The organism is Enterococcus sp. 3H8_DIV0648 (assembly GCF_002140655.1).
In the GTDB taxonomy this organism is placed as follows: Bacteria; Bacillota; Bacilli; order Lactobacillales; family Enterococcaceae; genus Enterococcus_A; species Enterococcus_A hulanensis.
The window spans coordinates 1999362-2015587 of record NZ_NGLG01000001.1; the positions used below are offsets into that span (position 1 = coordinate 1999362).

Annotated in this window: 18 protein-coding genes; 2 read left to right on the forward strand and 16 right to left on the reverse strand. The window is 40.2% G+C overall.

Annotated elements, in window-relative coordinates; translation table 11 throughout:
• The 8 genes from A5875_RS09305 to A5875_RS09340 all read right to left on the reverse strand — a co-directional run.
• On the reverse strand, positions 1–550 hold a 550-nt coding region (locus tag A5875_RS09305), incomplete at its 3' end, for a glucose-6-phosphate isomerase family protein (protein WP_088933335.1).
• Between the two features lie 25 nt (positions 551–575).
• Positions 576–1355 carry a glucose-6-phosphate isomerase family protein gene (locus A5875_RS09310; protein ID WP_088933336.1) on the reverse strand — a complete coding sequence of 260 codons (780 nt, stop codon included), beginning with the start codon at positions 1353–1355 and terminating at the stop codon, positions 576–578.
• 16 nt (positions 1356–1371) lie between these two features.
• Positions 1372–3105 (reverse strand): class I mannose-6-phosphate isomerase, encoded by a 1734-nt coding sequence (locus A5875_RS09315; protein ID WP_088933337.1) that lies wholly within the window; start codon positions 3103–3105, stop codon positions 1372–1374.
• A 35-nt stretch (positions 3106–3140) separates the two neighbouring features.
• A complete protein-coding gene (locus A5875_RS09320) occupies positions 3141–3560 on the reverse strand; it encodes a PTS sugar transporter subunit IIA (protein ID WP_088933338.1) in 420 nt (139 codons plus the stop codon).
• Between the two features lie 24 nt (positions 3561–3584).
• Complete coding sequence (locus A5875_RS09325; protein ID WP_088933339.1) at positions 3585–4427, reverse strand: PTS system mannose/fructose/sorbose family transporter subunit IID; 843 nt, start codon at positions 4425–4427, stop codon at positions 3585–3587.
• A complete protein-coding gene (locus tag A5875_RS09330) occupies positions 4427–5239 on the reverse strand; it encodes a PTS mannose/fructose/sorbose/N-acetylgalactosamine transporter subunit IIC (protein ID WP_088933340.1) in 813 nt (270 codons plus the stop codon). Before A5875_RS09330 ends, A5875_RS09325 begins: the two co-directional genes overlap by 1 nt.
• A gap of 18 nt (positions 5240–5257) precedes the next feature.
• Positions 5258–5746 carry a PTS system mannose/fructose/N-acetylgalactosamine-transporter subunit IIB gene (locus tag A5875_RS09335; protein WP_088933341.1) on the reverse strand — a complete coding sequence of 163 codons (489 nt, stop codon included), beginning with the start codon at positions 5744–5746 and terminating at the stop codon, positions 5258–5260.
• Positions 5747–5895: 149 nt separating this feature from the next.
• Positions 5896–6594: a GntR family transcriptional regulator gene (locus A5875_RS09340; protein ID WP_254911864.1), complete on the reverse strand. Its 699-nt coding sequence runs from the start codon at positions 6592–6594 to the stop codon at positions 5896–5898.
• A gap of 310 nt (positions 6595–6904) precedes the next feature.
• On the opposite strand from A5875_RS09340, the gene A5875_RS09345 reads away from it, so the two are divergent.
• Positions 6905–7126, forward strand: a complete 222-nt coding sequence (locus A5875_RS09345) for a hypothetical protein (protein ID WP_088933343.1) — start codon at positions 6905–6907, stop codon at positions 7124–7126.
• Positions 7127–7174: 48 nt separating this feature from the next.
• Here A5875_RS09345 and A5875_RS09350 read toward each other — a convergent pair whose 3' ends face one another.
• From A5875_RS09350 to A5875_RS09360, 3 genes are read right to left on the reverse strand one after another with little or no spacing between them, the layout of a single operon-like run.
• Positions 7175–7810 (reverse strand): TetR/AcrR family transcriptional regulator, encoded by a 636-nt coding sequence (locus tag A5875_RS09350; RefSeq protein WP_088933344.1) that lies wholly within the window; start codon positions 7808–7810, stop codon positions 7175–7177.
• Positions 7811–7815: 5 nt separating this feature from the next.
• Positions 7816–9426 carry an ABC transporter permease gene (locus A5875_RS09355; protein ID WP_088933345.1) on the reverse strand — a complete coding sequence of 537 codons (1611 nt, stop codon included), beginning with the start codon at positions 9424–9426 and terminating at the stop codon, positions 7816–7818.
• On the reverse strand, positions 9416–10333 hold the full coding sequence (locus A5875_RS09360; RefSeq protein ID WP_088933346.1) for an ABC transporter ATP-binding protein: 918 nt from the start codon (positions 10331–10333) through the stop codon (positions 9416–9418). Before A5875_RS09360 ends, A5875_RS09355 begins: the two co-directional genes overlap by 11 nt.
• Before the next feature lie 218 nt (positions 10334–10551).
• On the opposite strand from A5875_RS09360, the gene A5875_RS09365 reads away from it, so the two are divergent.
• On the forward strand, positions 10552–11187 hold the full coding sequence (locus A5875_RS09365) for a DUF998 domain-containing protein (RefSeq protein ID WP_088933347.1): 636 nt from the start codon (positions 10552–10554) through the stop codon (positions 11185–11187).
• Between the two features lie 38 nt (positions 11188–11225).
• Here A5875_RS09365 and A5875_RS09370 read toward each other — a convergent pair whose 3' ends face one another.
• The 5 genes from A5875_RS09370 to A5875_RS09390 form a co-directional block, all read right to left on the reverse strand.
• The gene (locus A5875_RS09370; protein ID WP_088933348.1) at positions 11226–11990 is read right to left on the reverse strand and encodes an acyl-CoA dehydratase activase; all 765 of its coding nucleotides are present in this window, start codon (positions 11988–11990) and stop codon (positions 11226–11228) included.
• Positions 11978–13156, reverse strand: a complete 1179-nt coding sequence (locus tag A5875_RS09375) for a double-cubane-cluster-containing anaerobic reductase (protein WP_088934665.1) — start codon at positions 13154–13156, stop codon at positions 11978–11980. The genes A5875_RS09370 and A5875_RS09375 overlap by 13 nt, the downstream gene beginning before the upstream one ends.
• A gap of 437 nt (positions 13157–13593) precedes the next feature.
• A complete protein-coding gene (locus A5875_RS09380; protein WP_088933349.1) occupies positions 13594–14091 on the reverse strand; it encodes a GyrI-like domain-containing protein in 498 nt (165 codons plus the stop codon).
• A gap of 108 nt (positions 14092–14199) precedes the next feature.
• The gene (locus A5875_RS09385) at positions 14200–15492 is read right to left on the reverse strand and encodes a sensor histidine kinase (protein ID WP_088933350.1); all 1293 of its coding nucleotides are present in this window, start codon (positions 15490–15492) and stop codon (positions 14200–14202) included.
• Positions 15493–15505: 13 nt separating this feature from the next.
• Positions 15506–16219, reverse strand: a complete 714-nt coding sequence (locus A5875_RS09390) for a LytR/AlgR family response regulator transcription factor (protein WP_088933351.1) — start codon at positions 16217–16219, stop codon at positions 15506–15508.
• Between the last annotated feature and the right edge of the window lie 7 nt (positions 16220–16226).

Here is a 16226-nt window from a genome sequence, read left to right on the forward strand (position 1 = left end):
TCTTAATAATTGGTTTTCCTGCTTTATCGCGAAAAACTCGCTGAGGAAACATTTCTTCTGGCGGTGCATAGTCATGCCCTGATTCCGTTTGCCAACAGGCAGAAACTGAAAGCATTTCTGCACCTGTATTAATCAAACGATGAGCCGCATTTCCAGGAATATAATGAACTGATCCAGGCACGACTTCTTCCAAAACGGTCTCGCCATTTTCTGTCATCATTAATAATCCTTGACCCTGCAAACCAAAATAATATTCGCCAGTATCTCGTTTTGCATGAAAATGTCCTTTTGTCAGATAATATTCTTCCCCGATAACGCCCGGATATAAGTGTGTAATCCCGAAATAAAGCCCCCCAGGTGTACCTTCTGCAAGTCCGTTATCTTGATACTCTACCTGATACATCACCGTTTCCGGATCTAGCATTTGATACGCAGATAAGTCTGAAAAGTAACCGGCTAAGTCTTTAGCTCTCGTTTCTTTTTTCTGAATACCGCTGCCTTCTAAATTGAAGGTCTTGCCATTATATGTGACATTACTTTGTTTAAACATTGCAGACTCCTTTCTTCATTTCGTATCACGGGACATAATTCAGCCATCTATCTTTATACAAATCTGGTCGAACAACAAAATCAAACTTAGTATGATCTTGTTCATACTGTTGATAAATTGGAAGTTTATCAACAATTTTAAACTCTGAATATTCACGAGGGAGCTTTTCGATCAGTTTCTCAGCTTGATAGCTTGAATTCCGTTCCCAAACTATCTTGTCTTGAGCATCAAATTTGGGATAAAAGGCTAAACCATTATGTTCTCTGACTTCCTCATAGTCAAAACCAAAATCTCGCACACACCACGCGCCAAAGAGCATTCGCTCAGTTTTTGACGCATTGATCGTACAATGTGCCCAGCCTGGCGGAACAATCACAACTTCTCCAGCCTTTGCTCGAACAGCGTAACACCGTCCTGGATTATCTGTTGCTCTTTCCTGCATATAAATGATTGCCTCGCCTGACCAAATCTCGTAGACCTCCGGTGTCGACATCTGACAGGTTTTCGATATTGCATGGATATGACCTTGGCTTTTGACAGGCTCTTTGCCGATTGAACCATCAGCATATGCGACGATCCCAAAAAGCAATTCACGCTCCAACAGATCGGCGCGATCCTTTTTTAGCCCAACATCCATTGCAATCGAGTAAACGATCTCAGGACCTTGCGCTTCATGATCCGCCATACTATGAAGAATATCCTTCAAATGGCGCTGCTCAGCATGCGTAGGACCAAAAACAGCAGACGGATAAATAAACTCGTGGGTGGGTTCATCGAAGCTTATACCTAACCCTGTTTCAATCATTTTCTTCCTCCTTAGATTACGATAAATCTCTAACAAAAGCCTGGATTACAGCAACTTCTTTATTCGGATCTCCTTGATTAACCAGTTTATATTCTTTGACAGCCTCTGGCACAATAAAGGTCTCGCCGTAATGGATCTCAAACGGCTCAAAGCTATTATCCAAGCTTTCCACCGTAATTTCTTCACCTTCTACCAAATTCAACATATTGACACTTTGTTGAACTTTCACCGTTACTTCCTTTTTGAACCAATGACGATGTGTCTCAATAAATTCTAGCTCATGCAGTCCGGTTTTTTCAACACGGCTTTCATTATCTTCATGAAGTGTTTCAAATGGATTGATCAAATTTTCTTGAACCCAAGTAGTGTCGTAATCAGTATTCACATTTTCTTCCCCATGTGCTAGATGAACCGGTCTGGGAACACCGTCTAAACCTAAACGTTCCCAATCCCACAACTTGAAGGTGAAGATATATGGCGTTTGACTAATCTCTAAGACTACGGTATCTGGACCTCCGCAATGAATCGTGCCAGCAGGAATTGAATAGTGATCATGTTTTTTCACAGGGAAACAATTGATATATTTCTCATCAGGAAAACGATAATCGCCTTTTTCTGCTTTGTGTAATTCGTTAAATAGTTCTGTTTTCTCGGTGCCTTCTTTTACGCCTAAATAAATGGTCGATTTTTCAGAAGCCTGCAAGATATAATAACTTTCATTTTGTGTATACGGCATCCCAAATTTCTCTTGGATATAATCAACCCGCGGATGAACCTGCAGGCTCAGATTACCACCGCCAACAGTATCCAGATAATCAAACCGAATCGGAAACTCGTTACCAAACCGTGCCTGAACCTTTTCCCCAAGCAGTGAAATTGGACGCTGATGTACCACATTGATAGCAGGTATTTCAATTTTTATTCCTGAGAAATCGAGACATAAACTGTTTTCTTCCGGTACACCATCAAAAGCCCAGCCATAGTTTTCTTGTTCGGAATTCAAATTGAACTCTTTTTTCATCCACTGACCGCCCCAAACACTGGCATCAAAATAAGGAACTAAACGAAATGGCTGGTTCACGATTTGATCCAATGCTGCTCGATAGCTCACCCCATCGACCATTTTTACTTGATTCGGGACATTCGTATCAATCAAATAATCAATACGATTCGTCAATTTCTGTTTTAGTCGATCAGCAACACGCCATTCAAAGAAGAATCCCCGCTTCACTTTCTTTAGATTGTCCTCATCTTCATTGGCCGCCTTCCAATTTGGCATGCCTGACCGATAGCGCTTTTGAATTTCCCAGCGTGTCAGATCGGCATAACATAAAACATCCGGGTCTGGCAGTAAGATTACCGCTCCCGTTCCATACACAACGACTTTCTTCGGTTCTTCTGCTAACTCTTTTTGGATTTGTTTCACTTCATATTCTGGATAAAACTCATCCAGAGTTGCATGAGACATGATTCCAAAGACCCGATCTTCTGTCAGGTTCGCAGCGATTTTATTGGTTAACGTTTCAGCGTCATAAGCATAATCATCGGCTTTCACTAATCGTACATCTGTTAATCTACTAAATAATTGTTGTTCCAACTCATGCAGATCCACACCTGGATAACATTCTAATGCAATAGTTTTCTTTCCGTCGTCAAATTGCTGGTTTAGTTCATCAGCAATTTGATCATAACTTGTCCATGTTTGTGCATCTTGTTTGATCTTGATTTCCGGTCGCAAATTATACGTCATTTCTACCCCTCTTTAATAATCATAATGATATGACATTAGAACTCCTCATTTTCATCTTCATCTGAAAAATCCATTCGATCAATACTTTCTTTGCCAGCCTTGATTCCATCGCTGATCAATTGTTGAAACTCCTTACCATCGCGCATCAAAATCATATCCAACAGCATAGCTAGATTCATCCCTGATAGCATTTCAACTTCAAGCTCCGTTTGTGCAAAGACATCATACGCATTCGTCCCGGGAGAACCCGCCGGAATGTCGCAAACTATCAGCATTTGTTTGATCTCTGTTAGCAGACTGCCGGCCAATTTTTCTAGTTCTGCTCGATAAGTCGCAACGCCTGCTTCTTCTAACCCAATTGAAAAGAGATGTTTCTGTTCACCAGCTACAAATTCTACCGCTGCTTTCATACCGTGAGCCAGTTTTGAATGACTCACTAATAAAACTCCGATCATAATCATTTCTCCTTGTCGATTTTTTTAGAACAACATTTGAATCAAATAAGCGATTCCAACACCGCCAAAGGCCGTCACAAAGTAAAGTCCGATCAATTTTAAAGCAGAGACGCCCTTTTTCGCCATCAAGTACCATGAAACAAGTACTAAGACTAGTGGTAATAGATTTGGAAATATCCCATCCAAAATTTGTTGAATATCGATTTTCGCACTGCTGAATTTCAAAACGATTGGCAAGCTCAAATTTACATAACTAGCTGCGACTCCACCGATAACGATCATTCCCAGAACAGAGAATGCCTGTGTGATCTGCTGCGCTTTTTCCCCAACAAATGTATCGACTGATTCCGCTCCAAGCTCATAGCCCTTAAAGAATAAGAAACGAGAGCCCAGCATAATAATCGTATTATAGGCAACGATATAGAAAATCGGCCCTAAAATACTTCCGTTTTCCGATAGACCCATCCCAATCGAAAGTAGGATTGGAATCAGCATTCCAGGTATCATGGAATCCCCAATCCCAGCTAAAGGACCCATCAAACCAACTTTCAATCCATTTACAAACTCGTCATCGATCTCTTCTTTGCCTAACGCTCGTTGTTCTTCCAATCCGACTACAACACCATTAATCAATGAGCCGATTTGCGGTTCGGTATTATAGAAGACCGAATGTCTCTTCAACATTGCTTTTTGCGCTTCAGGATCATCCTTATACAAACGTTTAGCAATTGGCTCCATTGACAAGGCAAAACCAAAGGCTTCCAAAAATTCAAAACTAGTTGCTACTAAGTTGTACATCATCCAACGAATATAGGATTTATTCAGTGTCTGTTTATCTAAGAGTTGGTAAGATTTCTTTTGTTCCATTAAAATTCCTCCTCATCATCGAAATCATCATACGTTCCATCCTCTGTCGCAACCTTTACCGCAGGTTTAGATTTTGCTTGGAAGTAAATATAAGCAATCACACCTGCCACCACCGCCAAAGCGATCATATTTAATTTCAAGAAGATGACACAGATAAAACCAAAAACAAAGAACAGCAACATGATGTCTTCCTTAACCACTGCCGTCAACAACATCACAATCCCGATTGCTGGAAGTGCCCCACCTAAAATTCCCATTACATCGATCAAATACTGCGGCATACTTTCCAGTAATTCTTTAGCAAAACTTGAACCAAAGTAAATCACTAAAAATGAAGGTATGAAGCGTAAAGCAAAACTCAACAGTTGCGGACCAACGATCGCATTAAAGTGAAAACCTTTTTCGTTCCCCTCTTCGATCGCCTTTTGTGCTCGGTGATTCCAGAAAGAATTGGCTACTTGGAAAAAGTTAAATACGATCGTACCGATAACTCCGATCGTCGTAGCTAAAGTCACTGCGACTTCTGTTGATGAATTTGATAAAATAGCTAAAGCAATTGCCGGATACGCTACAAAGTTCAAATCAGCGGGCATTTGTCCGCCTGGTGTCACCATTGCGATATACACTGCTTGAATAGCAACACCGATAATAATTCCCTGCGTTACATCGCCTAAAATAAGTCCAATCAAAAATCCTGATACTAGCGGGCGGCTGATCGTATACCAGCCACCAGTCAATCCCATCAGCCAAGGAGTGCCAAGGGCCCCCAGGTAACAAAGTAATGAGATTAATACAGCTTGGAAAAAGAGCATAATAAGTTCCTCCGTTCTTTATTTTTTGATATCTTTCCAAGTAAAGCCTTTTGAATCCGGTACTAATTTAAACTGAATATCCATTCCTAACGCATCCAATCGCTCGAAGGCAGCTCGTTCTCCCTCGGTGATCGCTACGTTTGGCCCGATTTTTTCCGCACCCTCTCTAGCACTCATTGGGCCAACATTTAAAATCGGATAGCAATCAATAAAATTTGCTCCAGCATCGTACAAGCGCACAAGTGTCTCAGGTGTCTTTGCAATTAGAAAATAATTTTTCTTGCTGCCAACGATCTCGTCCCACTTCAAAGCTGTTCGTTCCACTGTCATAACGAACCCCTTCAAAGGCTTTGGAACAGCCCCTTTAAGTACCTTCGATAGTGTGGGATTATTAGCGGAAGCATCATCTACTGCTACGACACCATCACAGTCTCTTTCACTCATCCAGCGTGTTACTACTTGTCCATGAATAATCCGATCGTCAATTCGAATAAAAGATATTGCCATTTTTAACACTCCTGTTCTCTTTTGTCATTTTGTTATAACAATAGCACAAATTGATTATATGTCATTTTAAATAAAAAGACAACGCTTTCTTTTTACTTTTTTAAAAAAAGTGCAAAATAAATTGGATTATCCTGCACTTTTGCTCGTATCTAAATTTCAACGTAATAGCGATATTGATCGCCAATATAGTAGCAATCACTAATCTCTTTATACTGTCCATCAGCTCTTGAGACCATCCGTACTCTTTTTAAAATCGGCGTATTTTCAGGAACGTCTAACACCGCTTGGATCTCTGGTGTTGCGATTAAGGCTTCCACATACTCTTTGCTCTCACTCATAACGATATCGAATTTTTTCAGATAATCGTATAATGAGCCATAATAGTCTTTGCTGTCTAATGAGAAATTTTCATTGTAAGGAATATGCGTGACAAAATAGGCAAACGCTTTGCCATCATCAACGCCTCTCGTTCTTCTAAGCTGAAGTACCTTTGAGCCTTTTTCAATGCCTAATTGCTGAGAAATGCGTTCAGACGCTTCAATCAAGCTAACTTGTGCATGCAATGTTCTGACAGTTTTTCCTAATTCTTCCATTTCTCGAGTAAAACTGCGAACCATTGTATAATGTTCCTTTTCATTCGAATGATCCATCGATAAAACGAACGTCCCTTTTGCTCGTTCACGATACAAGTGTCCTTCACGAACCAATTCATCGATCGCCTTTCTGATCGTAATTCGACTAACATTATAAATATCACAAAGATCTAGTTCCGGTGGAATTTTTTCACCATCTCCCCACTCTCCCGAAACAATTTTAAAGCGTAAATCATCTGCTATTTGACTATACAAAGGGCTGTCTCTTATACACATCTAGATGTGTATAAGAGACAGCTATTTGACTATACAAAGGGCTTGCGCCTTTTCCTTTAGCTAATTTTTCGTTCAAAATATCCCTCCTTAAAAGTTCTATTGTCATAACAATAATATATTTAGCTTAAAATTTCAAGTTTTGTTATGCGCTTTCTTTGCGCTATTGTTAATAGTTAAATTTTGTAAAGCGGTTTTCGACTTTTGTCCATTTCCCTTTTCTTCTGAATAATGCGTAGTATAATGAGAAGGAGAAAAACGACTACTTTTATTCAAGTAAAGGGGAACACTCATGAAGATCGCCATCATTCTTTCAACTATCTTGATTGCTTTAGCAAACTGCTATCTTTTTTGCGTTTATTTTAAAGAGAAAAAGATAGAGGATAATATGGAGAAGCTGGCGGTATTATTCGGTACCAATATGAGTGTGCTTTTCATCGACAGTCTGCTGCTCTTCTTCGCCGCTTTAGCTGAGGAAGGCTTATTCTTAATGACTATCTTTTCTGAGTTTTGATCCAATAAGCAAAAAAATCTGTGCCTTCAAAAAGGGCACAGATTTTTTTTAGTGTTCAACAAAACCATACTCAAGAATCTTTAGTTTGCGTTTCAAACGATCAATCACCGGCATTAAATCTTCGATTGATTTCCATTCAGGATGCTGGGACAGTTCTTGTTGAATTTTTGTTGTTTCACTATTTAAGATCGCGTAAATTGTTTCAAGGACATCGGTTTGCTGGACCCCATCACGCAAGGGCAGCTTACCAATTACCTCATCCGTCAAGGTCATGTTGCGATTAACATCAGTATTGAGTCGTTCCATCATTGCTTCTCGCAAAGGCTCAGGTAATAAAGGCATTTCAGCGTAGGCCTTCATCAAGAAATCAAATTCAACTGGATATTTTAATTGCAGCTCAATCTTATATTTGGTGGCATCCACCACCATTTCTAGTAAATCAGAAGCCTGCGTCCAGATCGAGTAATCGATTCGCTGGTAAAAAAATTCTGAAGTATAGACATAGGTCGCTTGGTATAAGCCGCTCTTATTACCATAATAATGAAACAATAACCCCTTAGACACGCCCGCTTCCTCCGCGATTTGATCCGTTTTCGTCTCACGATAGCCATGAACACCAAATAGTTTGGCACTAGTTTCTAAAATATTTTTCTCCTTCTGAGGATCTTTCACTACTTCCTTCATCCCAATCACTCCAAATCCCGCTTATTGTAGCCTACTATACCAAGTAGTGTCAAAACCAGAAAAGCCGAAACTAGGATAATCATTACCGTATTATCCACACTTTCAGTCGGTACTTTTCCGACCCAGCCTAAAGGTGAGATGTTGGCTACATCGTCAGAGAGGTTCAAGAGCGGACCAAACATTTTTACTAAAACACTGGCTGCTAAATAAATCCACAAAACATTCGTAAGCTTGGGAAATGCTCCTGTGAAAAAAATGCCGATCCCGACAAAGAACAAGGTCGCTGGTAAGAAACCAACCATTGCTTGCCAAAAGTACTTCATCGCAATTGGATCATCTAACATACTATTACCAATAAAGAAGGCCCCGGCTAACGTCCCCGCAAATACGAGCATGCTGACGATTGTCCCTACTCCAAAATAGCTGAGTGCTAACCGTGTTTTGGAAATACTTTTTGAATGCAGGATTTCTAAATACCCTTTTTTTTCATCCGACTTCAATCGAAAAATAATTAATATCCCGCTAATTGCCGCGATTGCTACGAAAAACAGAGCTAACATATTCAAATAATTCAAGATCAGCTCTCGATTAGCAGCATTGATTTGTGTCACACCGAGAATTTTCCGATAGGTCGGATTGCTTCCGATGATATCCCCGATCGTACTAAAGATCGAACCATAGGCTGCCCCTAGTATAATTCCGCCAAAAATCCATCCGATTATACTGTTGCGTTCTATCGATAAAACCAGACCCAGTGGTGATGACAATAATTTTCCCGCTTGGGCTTTTCCGTTTCGCGCCGCTAAAATACCGCTGCCGATATCACGGGTCGCTGCGATCTTAATTGCAATCAATAAACAGGTCATGCCTAATCCTAAAGTCATAATGACCGGCAGCCACTTATCATGAGTATAGATTGCGGTCTTTTGAATCCAGCCAACTGGTGATAACCAAGTCCATTCAGGATCAGTCACATCCGTCATCATTCGAACGATGTAAAAAAATCCATACAGTCCATAACTCATAAAATTCGCACTACGTGAATTATTAGCTAATTGCGCTATCAACAGACTGATAAATCCGAACATGATTCCAATGCTGGCGATGCTGACACCCATCAAGATGTCGCCTTGCATCGTGGCTCCCTTCAAGTCAGCAGCAAGCAGACTACCAACATACAATATCCCCATCAGCCCATTGACTAATAGTATTTCAATCACAGTCGCATAAGTCGGTGCCAAACGGCCGACTGTCCGTGAACGAACCATTTCCAATAGACCAGAATCCTCTTCTGCTCGCGTATTTGAGATTGCCAATGAGATATTCATAAAAACCATGAACATTCCCATAAATACCAGCATTTCAGAAGCGAAAACATTAGCTGTCGTATAAGGCTTCGTGGCCGAAAATTCACCAAAAAGCGAAACCATTGCCGGCGTTTTCAATGTTTCAACGATCGCATTGATATCTGTTTGAGTTCCGAACAGAACATTGAACTTCGTCGCAGCTGAAGCAAACAAACCGACTAGAATTGCGATCCAAACAAGGTGTTTGATGCGATTTTGCTTTAAATTCGCTCTTAACAGGTAGCCTGTTTTTGCTCCACTATGCTTCATGTGAATCAGCCCCTTGTTTTTCATAATAGCGCATGAACAAATCTTCTAAAGTTGGCGGTGTCGATATTAAGTTAATAATTTGTTTTTCTGCTAAAAAGTCCATGATTTGAGTCATTTGTTCACGATCCACAGAAAGCACGGCTCGCTGATGTGTATCGTCTGAAAAATCGACCTTATGCACTCCTGCTAATTGCTCTACATCGTCAAGTGAATTTCTGGTCTCAACCGTGAGCTCCATCCGAGTTAAATGGCGCATGGAAACTAAATCCCCGGTCTCAATGATTTCGCCTTCACGAATGATGGCGATTCGATCACACATTTTTTCAACCTCTGACAGAATATGGCTGGATAGTAAAATGCTTTTACCTGCTTCCTTTAATTTTAAAACTTCTTCTTGGAAAGATTTTTCGTTCAACGGATCTAATCCTGAAGTCGGCTCATCAAAAATATACAGCTCCGCTTCTTGTGATAACGCAGCTACTAATGCAATTTTTTGACGATTGCCTTTTGAATAGGTCCGAGCCTTTTTCTTTGGATCTAACTGAAACTTTTCTATCAACTCTTCAGTTCTATGGGTACGCTGCTGGCCATTCAATCGTAAAAGCAAGTCTATGATCTCGCCGCCAGTTAAATTCGGCCAAAGATACACATCTCCAGGAACGTATGAAATATTTTTATGAATCTCCGTGTCTTCCTTCCAGACATCTTTCCCAAAAATTGTCGCTTCGCCGCCGCTTTTTTTTAACATGCCTAGCAAAATGCGAATCGTTGTTGATTTTCCTGAACCGTTCGGTCCGATAAATCCTAAAACTTCACCTTTATTAACCGTGAAAGTAATGTCTTTCAGTGCTTGAAATTTACCAAATCGCTTCTCAACTTTATTTAATGATATGATTTGATTTTCCATCATTCCCGCTCCTTGCTTTTCGTGTCTCATTTCTTTCCTGACTATCTATACCGAGAGAGTACTCCTTTTTGACTAGCAAGTCAATGACTGACGAGTCAATTACAAATCATTTTTTTTCACCATAAAAAAGAACTTGAGAAAAGTTTGTCCTTCCTTTATTTCTCGAATTTTTACAGAAAATAAAGTATTATAAAGAAAACTTTCGTAAGGAGTTACTGATGTCCATTTTAAAGAAGCTCTCTCCGCTATTTCTGATTCTTGCAGTAGTCGGAGATTTTTCATTGCCTTATTATTTAGGTCGGTTCTATCCTGGTTTTGATCAAATGACCATGATCATCAGCCAGCTAGGCGAATCCACTAGTCCTGTGCAAACTTATTTCAATAATGGTTCCATAATTACCGGCTGCTTATTCGTCTTATCAAGCGTCGGCGTCTATACTTTTTTTCAATCAAAATCAAGACGTTTCGCTCAAATTTTAGCAGGTGCAATCGCGCTATATGGCTTTGGCGATTGTATTCTAACTGGAGTAGTAAAAATCAGCGATACCGCAAGCTTCTTTAGTCCCGCTTACTTTCTGCATGCGGCCTTCTCAGGAATCGCTATGGTAGCCATGATGTTTGTTCCATTACTATTAGCCTATCAAGCAAGTTTGAATCATCAAAAAGTTGTTTCGCTTTTTTATTCTATCTGCCTATTAGGTTCGATCACAGCATTGATTTTATTTGCGGCTTACTATTTACCAGTAGTCGGCAGCCTGCTTTCTTCTACTCGCGGCTTTTGGCAGCGACTCTCGCTATTTTTCTTATACTTGCCAGCATTTAGTATCGCTTTGAGACAGCTGATACGAAAATAAAAAAAGAATGCGGCTAACGTTGGCCGCATTCTTTTTGCTTAGCTTAATTTTTTTATCCCGATCTGTGCCGCCCCGATTGCTCCGGCGTATTGAGATAAATCATCTCTTTTGACTGGTGCTGCTACATATTGTTCTAAAACTTTGGCAAAGGTCGCACTTTTTGAAAGCCCGCCAGTAAATAGTACTTCCTCACCTCGAATTGGTCTTAATTTTGAATACTGGCTGCTGATCCGCTGTGCGATAGAATGAAGGACTCCTAGCGCAATATCTTCTCGATCTTCACCTTTTGAAATCAAACTGATTACTTCCGATTCCGCAAAGACCGTACACATACTGTTGATCGTAACTGGCTTCGCGTCCTGCACAAAATGATCCAAATCTGAAATATCTTCTCCTAAGGTTCGCATCATTACTTCCACGAAACGTCCAGTTCCGGCAGCACACCGATCGTTCATACTAAATTCTACGACATTGCCTTTTCCGTTCAGCTGAATCGTCTTACAATCTTGCCCACCGATATCGATGACTTGCTTCACTCCAGGACGTAAAAATTCAGCTCCTTTGCCATGACAAGTAATTTCAGTAACGGCCAAATCTGCTGGCAACAGCTTTCTTCCATAACCAGTGGTCACAAGCTTCAGCTCAGCCAACACATAACTTCGCTTAAAATAATCTACCACCTCCGACATTGCTCCTTTGGGATTTCCAGCAGTCGGAATCAAATATTTATCGATCAACTCCTCATTGGAAAAAAGCACGCCTTTTGTTGTGGTGGAACCAGAATCTAATCCTATTGTGTACATACAGCCTCTTCCTCTAACATTTCGATAAACGCCGTTACGCGTGTGTTGATTTGTTCAATATCTGACGTTGAATAATCCGTCTCCAAATACATATACGGCGTGTGTTTTTCTTCATTCAAGAAGCGTTTGATCTTCAACGATTCCACAGAGAATGGAATACAATTCTGCAAGACCATGTCGATCACACCATCTACTTGATAATCATCGATCATTTGACTCAATAATTCTTTCCGCGGCTGGTTATTAGACATACAAGCACAGCCGATATTAATATACTTATCCGTTAATGCTTGATACACATCCTCTTCTGTTTCATCGACTAACCGTTCCACAGCCTTCGCTACGGTACAATTTTCATAAGCAACTACCAAACCGCCGTTTTCTTCGATCGCGCGAATCACTTTTTCGGTAACGCCACCCATCGGTGAGCCGGTCACTAAAATTCGCGGTTTTTTATCCAAGCGCTTGCCAGCATCGTACTCTTCTTTAACTTTCGCCGTCGTTTCATCCAGCATTTGGATAACTTCTTCTTTATCAAATTTATACTGCGAGCCATACATTACTTGGAAAATCTCTTGTCCAGTGATTGCCGGCGGATTTAGTTGGCCTAAGCGATAGAAATTCTGTTTTGCTTGGCGTTCACGATTTTTCAACACGATCGCTTCTCTGATTTTTTCCTCTGTGATCTCAACATCCAAGAAATCTTCCAGTTTTTCTTTAAAGCGGACCAATTCGCTATACCATAATTTTTTACTTTCTTCGGTATCGCGCATATGCGGCAGCTGCATCAAATACGTATCTTTAAAATCTTCCATGTACTCATACATTTTTTTCTTGCCGTCACAGGTTGTTTCACCTACCACTAAATCAGAAAAATAGAAGTACGGACACTTATCTGTCTTCCCGAAACCATAACTTGATTTGATCAAGGGACACAAATTCCGCGGCAAATCCTCTTCCGCATCAGGAATCGTTTCATCAGAAGTCGAACACAAACTGATCTGGATCGCGCCTCCTGCCAGCACCAATTCTTCCGGCATGAAGGTACAATACACTCCCACAACCGGTTTGCCTTTTTCTTTGATCTCCTTAACCGTTAAAAAACCCTGTCTTCTCGCTTCGCCAAACTCATCAAAAATCTCTGGTAAACTTGTTCTTAATTCCACTTTATCCATTCCTTTCTTAATTGGGGTATGCATTTTTCCTCCAACAGAAAAAGAGCATGCCAAAAAAGGCTGCTCCTGGATAAAATTTTATTTTAGCTTATCCGAGGAGGAAAAATATTTAATTGACGCGCTTAGAACCTCTAAGTTTTGTGACGCTCAAAGTCATCGTTTAAACATTCTTTCCACCTCCAGTTGTGTTTCTCCAAATTTTCAATGGATGTTGTCTCACCGCATCCGTAAAGTTTGTGTAAACACTTACAATCACTCTCTCAGTATAACGAAGGGAATTTTCTCCCGCAAGGCTTCCAAAAGAGAATCGTTCTCACTCTAGCAAAAGCAATCCAAGAATTTTCCGTCCGTTTGTCGGCTGTTTCTTTGAAGCAAGACAGAAAAAGCCCAGCATCATGCGAATGCTGGACTTCATTATTTACGATCAGCTATTTTATTTTTACCGGCACCCAGATTTCCATATCTTCTCCTTGAGTATAAACCTCCAAATCTGGTCCGCCAGAACTCATCTCCCCTGTCATGTATCCTGAGTTTAATAATTCGTATTCTTCTGACTCTGGTCCCCATTTCGTAACGATCTCGATCTGGGTAGTCCCAGCTGTTTTTCCTGTACAAGGAAAGACTGCCCAAGTATTTGGAGGAACCTCTGCTTCCTCCATACCATCAGGTGTCGGCGCAGTCGTGGCTGCAGCGATATAGTAGTCAAATTTCTTACTGTCCTCTGAAACAACATTGTAAAAGCTCGCGCCGATCACGCCAAAGGGTTCCCGATTGATCAAAGGTGCCACTGCTTCATGTTTATTTCCCGAGATGAATTGATTCCAGAAGGCTTCACAATCCTTCATTCCCTGCTGATTGTCATTGGTTGAGCGCATCTTCATACCGGCTAACTTGAAACTTTCTAATTCTACAATTCGATATTCCATTTTTCATTCCTCCAATTATGTGTGTTGGTGTCTTGCTTTGCTACACTCATAATTTATCATCTTAGATGGGGAATTTTAGGAACCTGTCATGTTTGCTTAGGTTTTTCGTCATGTTTGTTCAAATAAATTAAAGGACACTTTAAAAGAATAATCATCAATCGCATAATTCAGACTGCCATGATAGGCTTCTACAATCTGGCGGATCGTTTTCATGCCAATGCCGTGACTGGTTTTATCCTGTTTCCGCGTGGTAAAAGACGTGACTTTGCCATCCGTACTATTTTCACAGGAAACGACTAATGAATGATTGAAATAGACTATTTTTAATTGAATATATTTCTGAGTATCGCAATGCTCGCAGGCTTCTCTGGCATTGTCTAAAATATTACCAATTAATGAAGAAAGATTCGCATCGGAAAAGCCCATTTTTTCTGGACATTTGATTTCAAACTCGCAGGTGATTCCCGCCTGTCTGATTTTCTGATAATGCAGCCGCAGTAAAGCATTTAAACCGCTGTGCGGGGTAAAGGAAGGAATTTCATTTGAATCCAGCTGCTGAATCAATTCATTGATTTGCTGATTTGCAGTTGCTTCTTTATTCATATCTAAATAGCCAACGATCGAATACAATTGATTCTTCATGTCATGCTTTATTTTCCGAACCTCTTTTTGGTGCTTCTCAATTTGCTGATAATATTCTTCCAGCAGCTCATGACGCTGTTCCTGCAATTGGTATTCCTGATTCTTTTTAGATAGATTATCAGACATTTCAAAGCTTAAATAAAACAGAAACAGCAGCACAATCAAGCTGCCCATTAACAGATAGTCTTTAATCACAAATTGGGTGGTGCTCATTACACTAATGACTAGAATCCCGATCGATAAACTACAAAGAGAGGCAATCAATAATTGAATGATGGAAAAATTCCGCTGAATCGAAATATCCCGTTTTTTTCTAGCGGACCAAAAAGAAAAAATCAGCAGAAAATTGATCAGCATCGCAATTCGATTTCCCACGCCGCCTCTGACAATAAACTCCAACAAATCATCACTAGATAAAATCAACCGAGTCAAAATAGCTAATATTCCTTCGCTGATCACAGTAAAAACAATAAACAAGATAGCGACTAATCCTTTTTGATACAGTCGGCCAACAAAGAAAAACTGAACACCTAGCAAAAAAAGCAGCGTGCCCAATAAATTATACAAAGGACGCAGTGGTCCGCCCGACTGATTGGAAAAAATATTGATGAAATAATAAGGAACCACTACTAAATAAATCATTAAAAAAATTCTGCGTTTCGGAATACTTGCCTTAACAGTAAAAAAGCTTAAAAACAATAAACCTGAACTGAGTGTCGTCAAAACTGTAACTGGGATAAAATTTTCTAAAAAGTCCATGCAGCCTCCTCCTTTACCGTGACAAAACAAATTGCTGGAATTGTTCATGGAAGGACGCGTGAAATTTTTTACTGATCGGCAATTTTTCATCCTCTTTCAAATAGACAAAATTACTCTCAACGGTACGCAGCTGTTCCAAATTGATAATGATGGAATTATGGATCTGAGCAAAGAATATTCCTTTTACTTGTTCTCGTGCATCCTTTAAGGTGCCATAATATTCATACGTTTCTCCTTCAGTAGTGTGAAGAAAAATTTTCCGGCCAGAGCTTTCAATAAAACTGATTTGCGACAAAAAGAAAGTATAGATTTTCTTCTGTGCCACAAATTGGAACACACCTTTACGCTTTTGCAAATAGCGAATCGCTGAAGACAAGATTCCTAACGCCTTTTCCTGATCAAAAGGCTTGACAATAAATTGAAAGGCCAAAACCTCAAAGGCCTCTGACATTAATTCTGCATGACTGGTCATAAAGATGATCACCGCATCTGAATCCGCTTTGCGAATCTGCGCGGCGGTTTCTAAACCATCTGTACCGGCCATTTCAATATCTAAAAGATAGATATGAAAGAAATTAGGCTGCTCTGTCAAAAAGGCCAACAACGCATCGCCTGAGAAGAAAACTTCCGTATTGTATTTGTTCGTTTCCCCATGGAAAACCTGATCAACTAATTTTTCAACTTGACCACTCATCAAGCGGTCATCATCACAGATTGCTATATTCATTTCCATC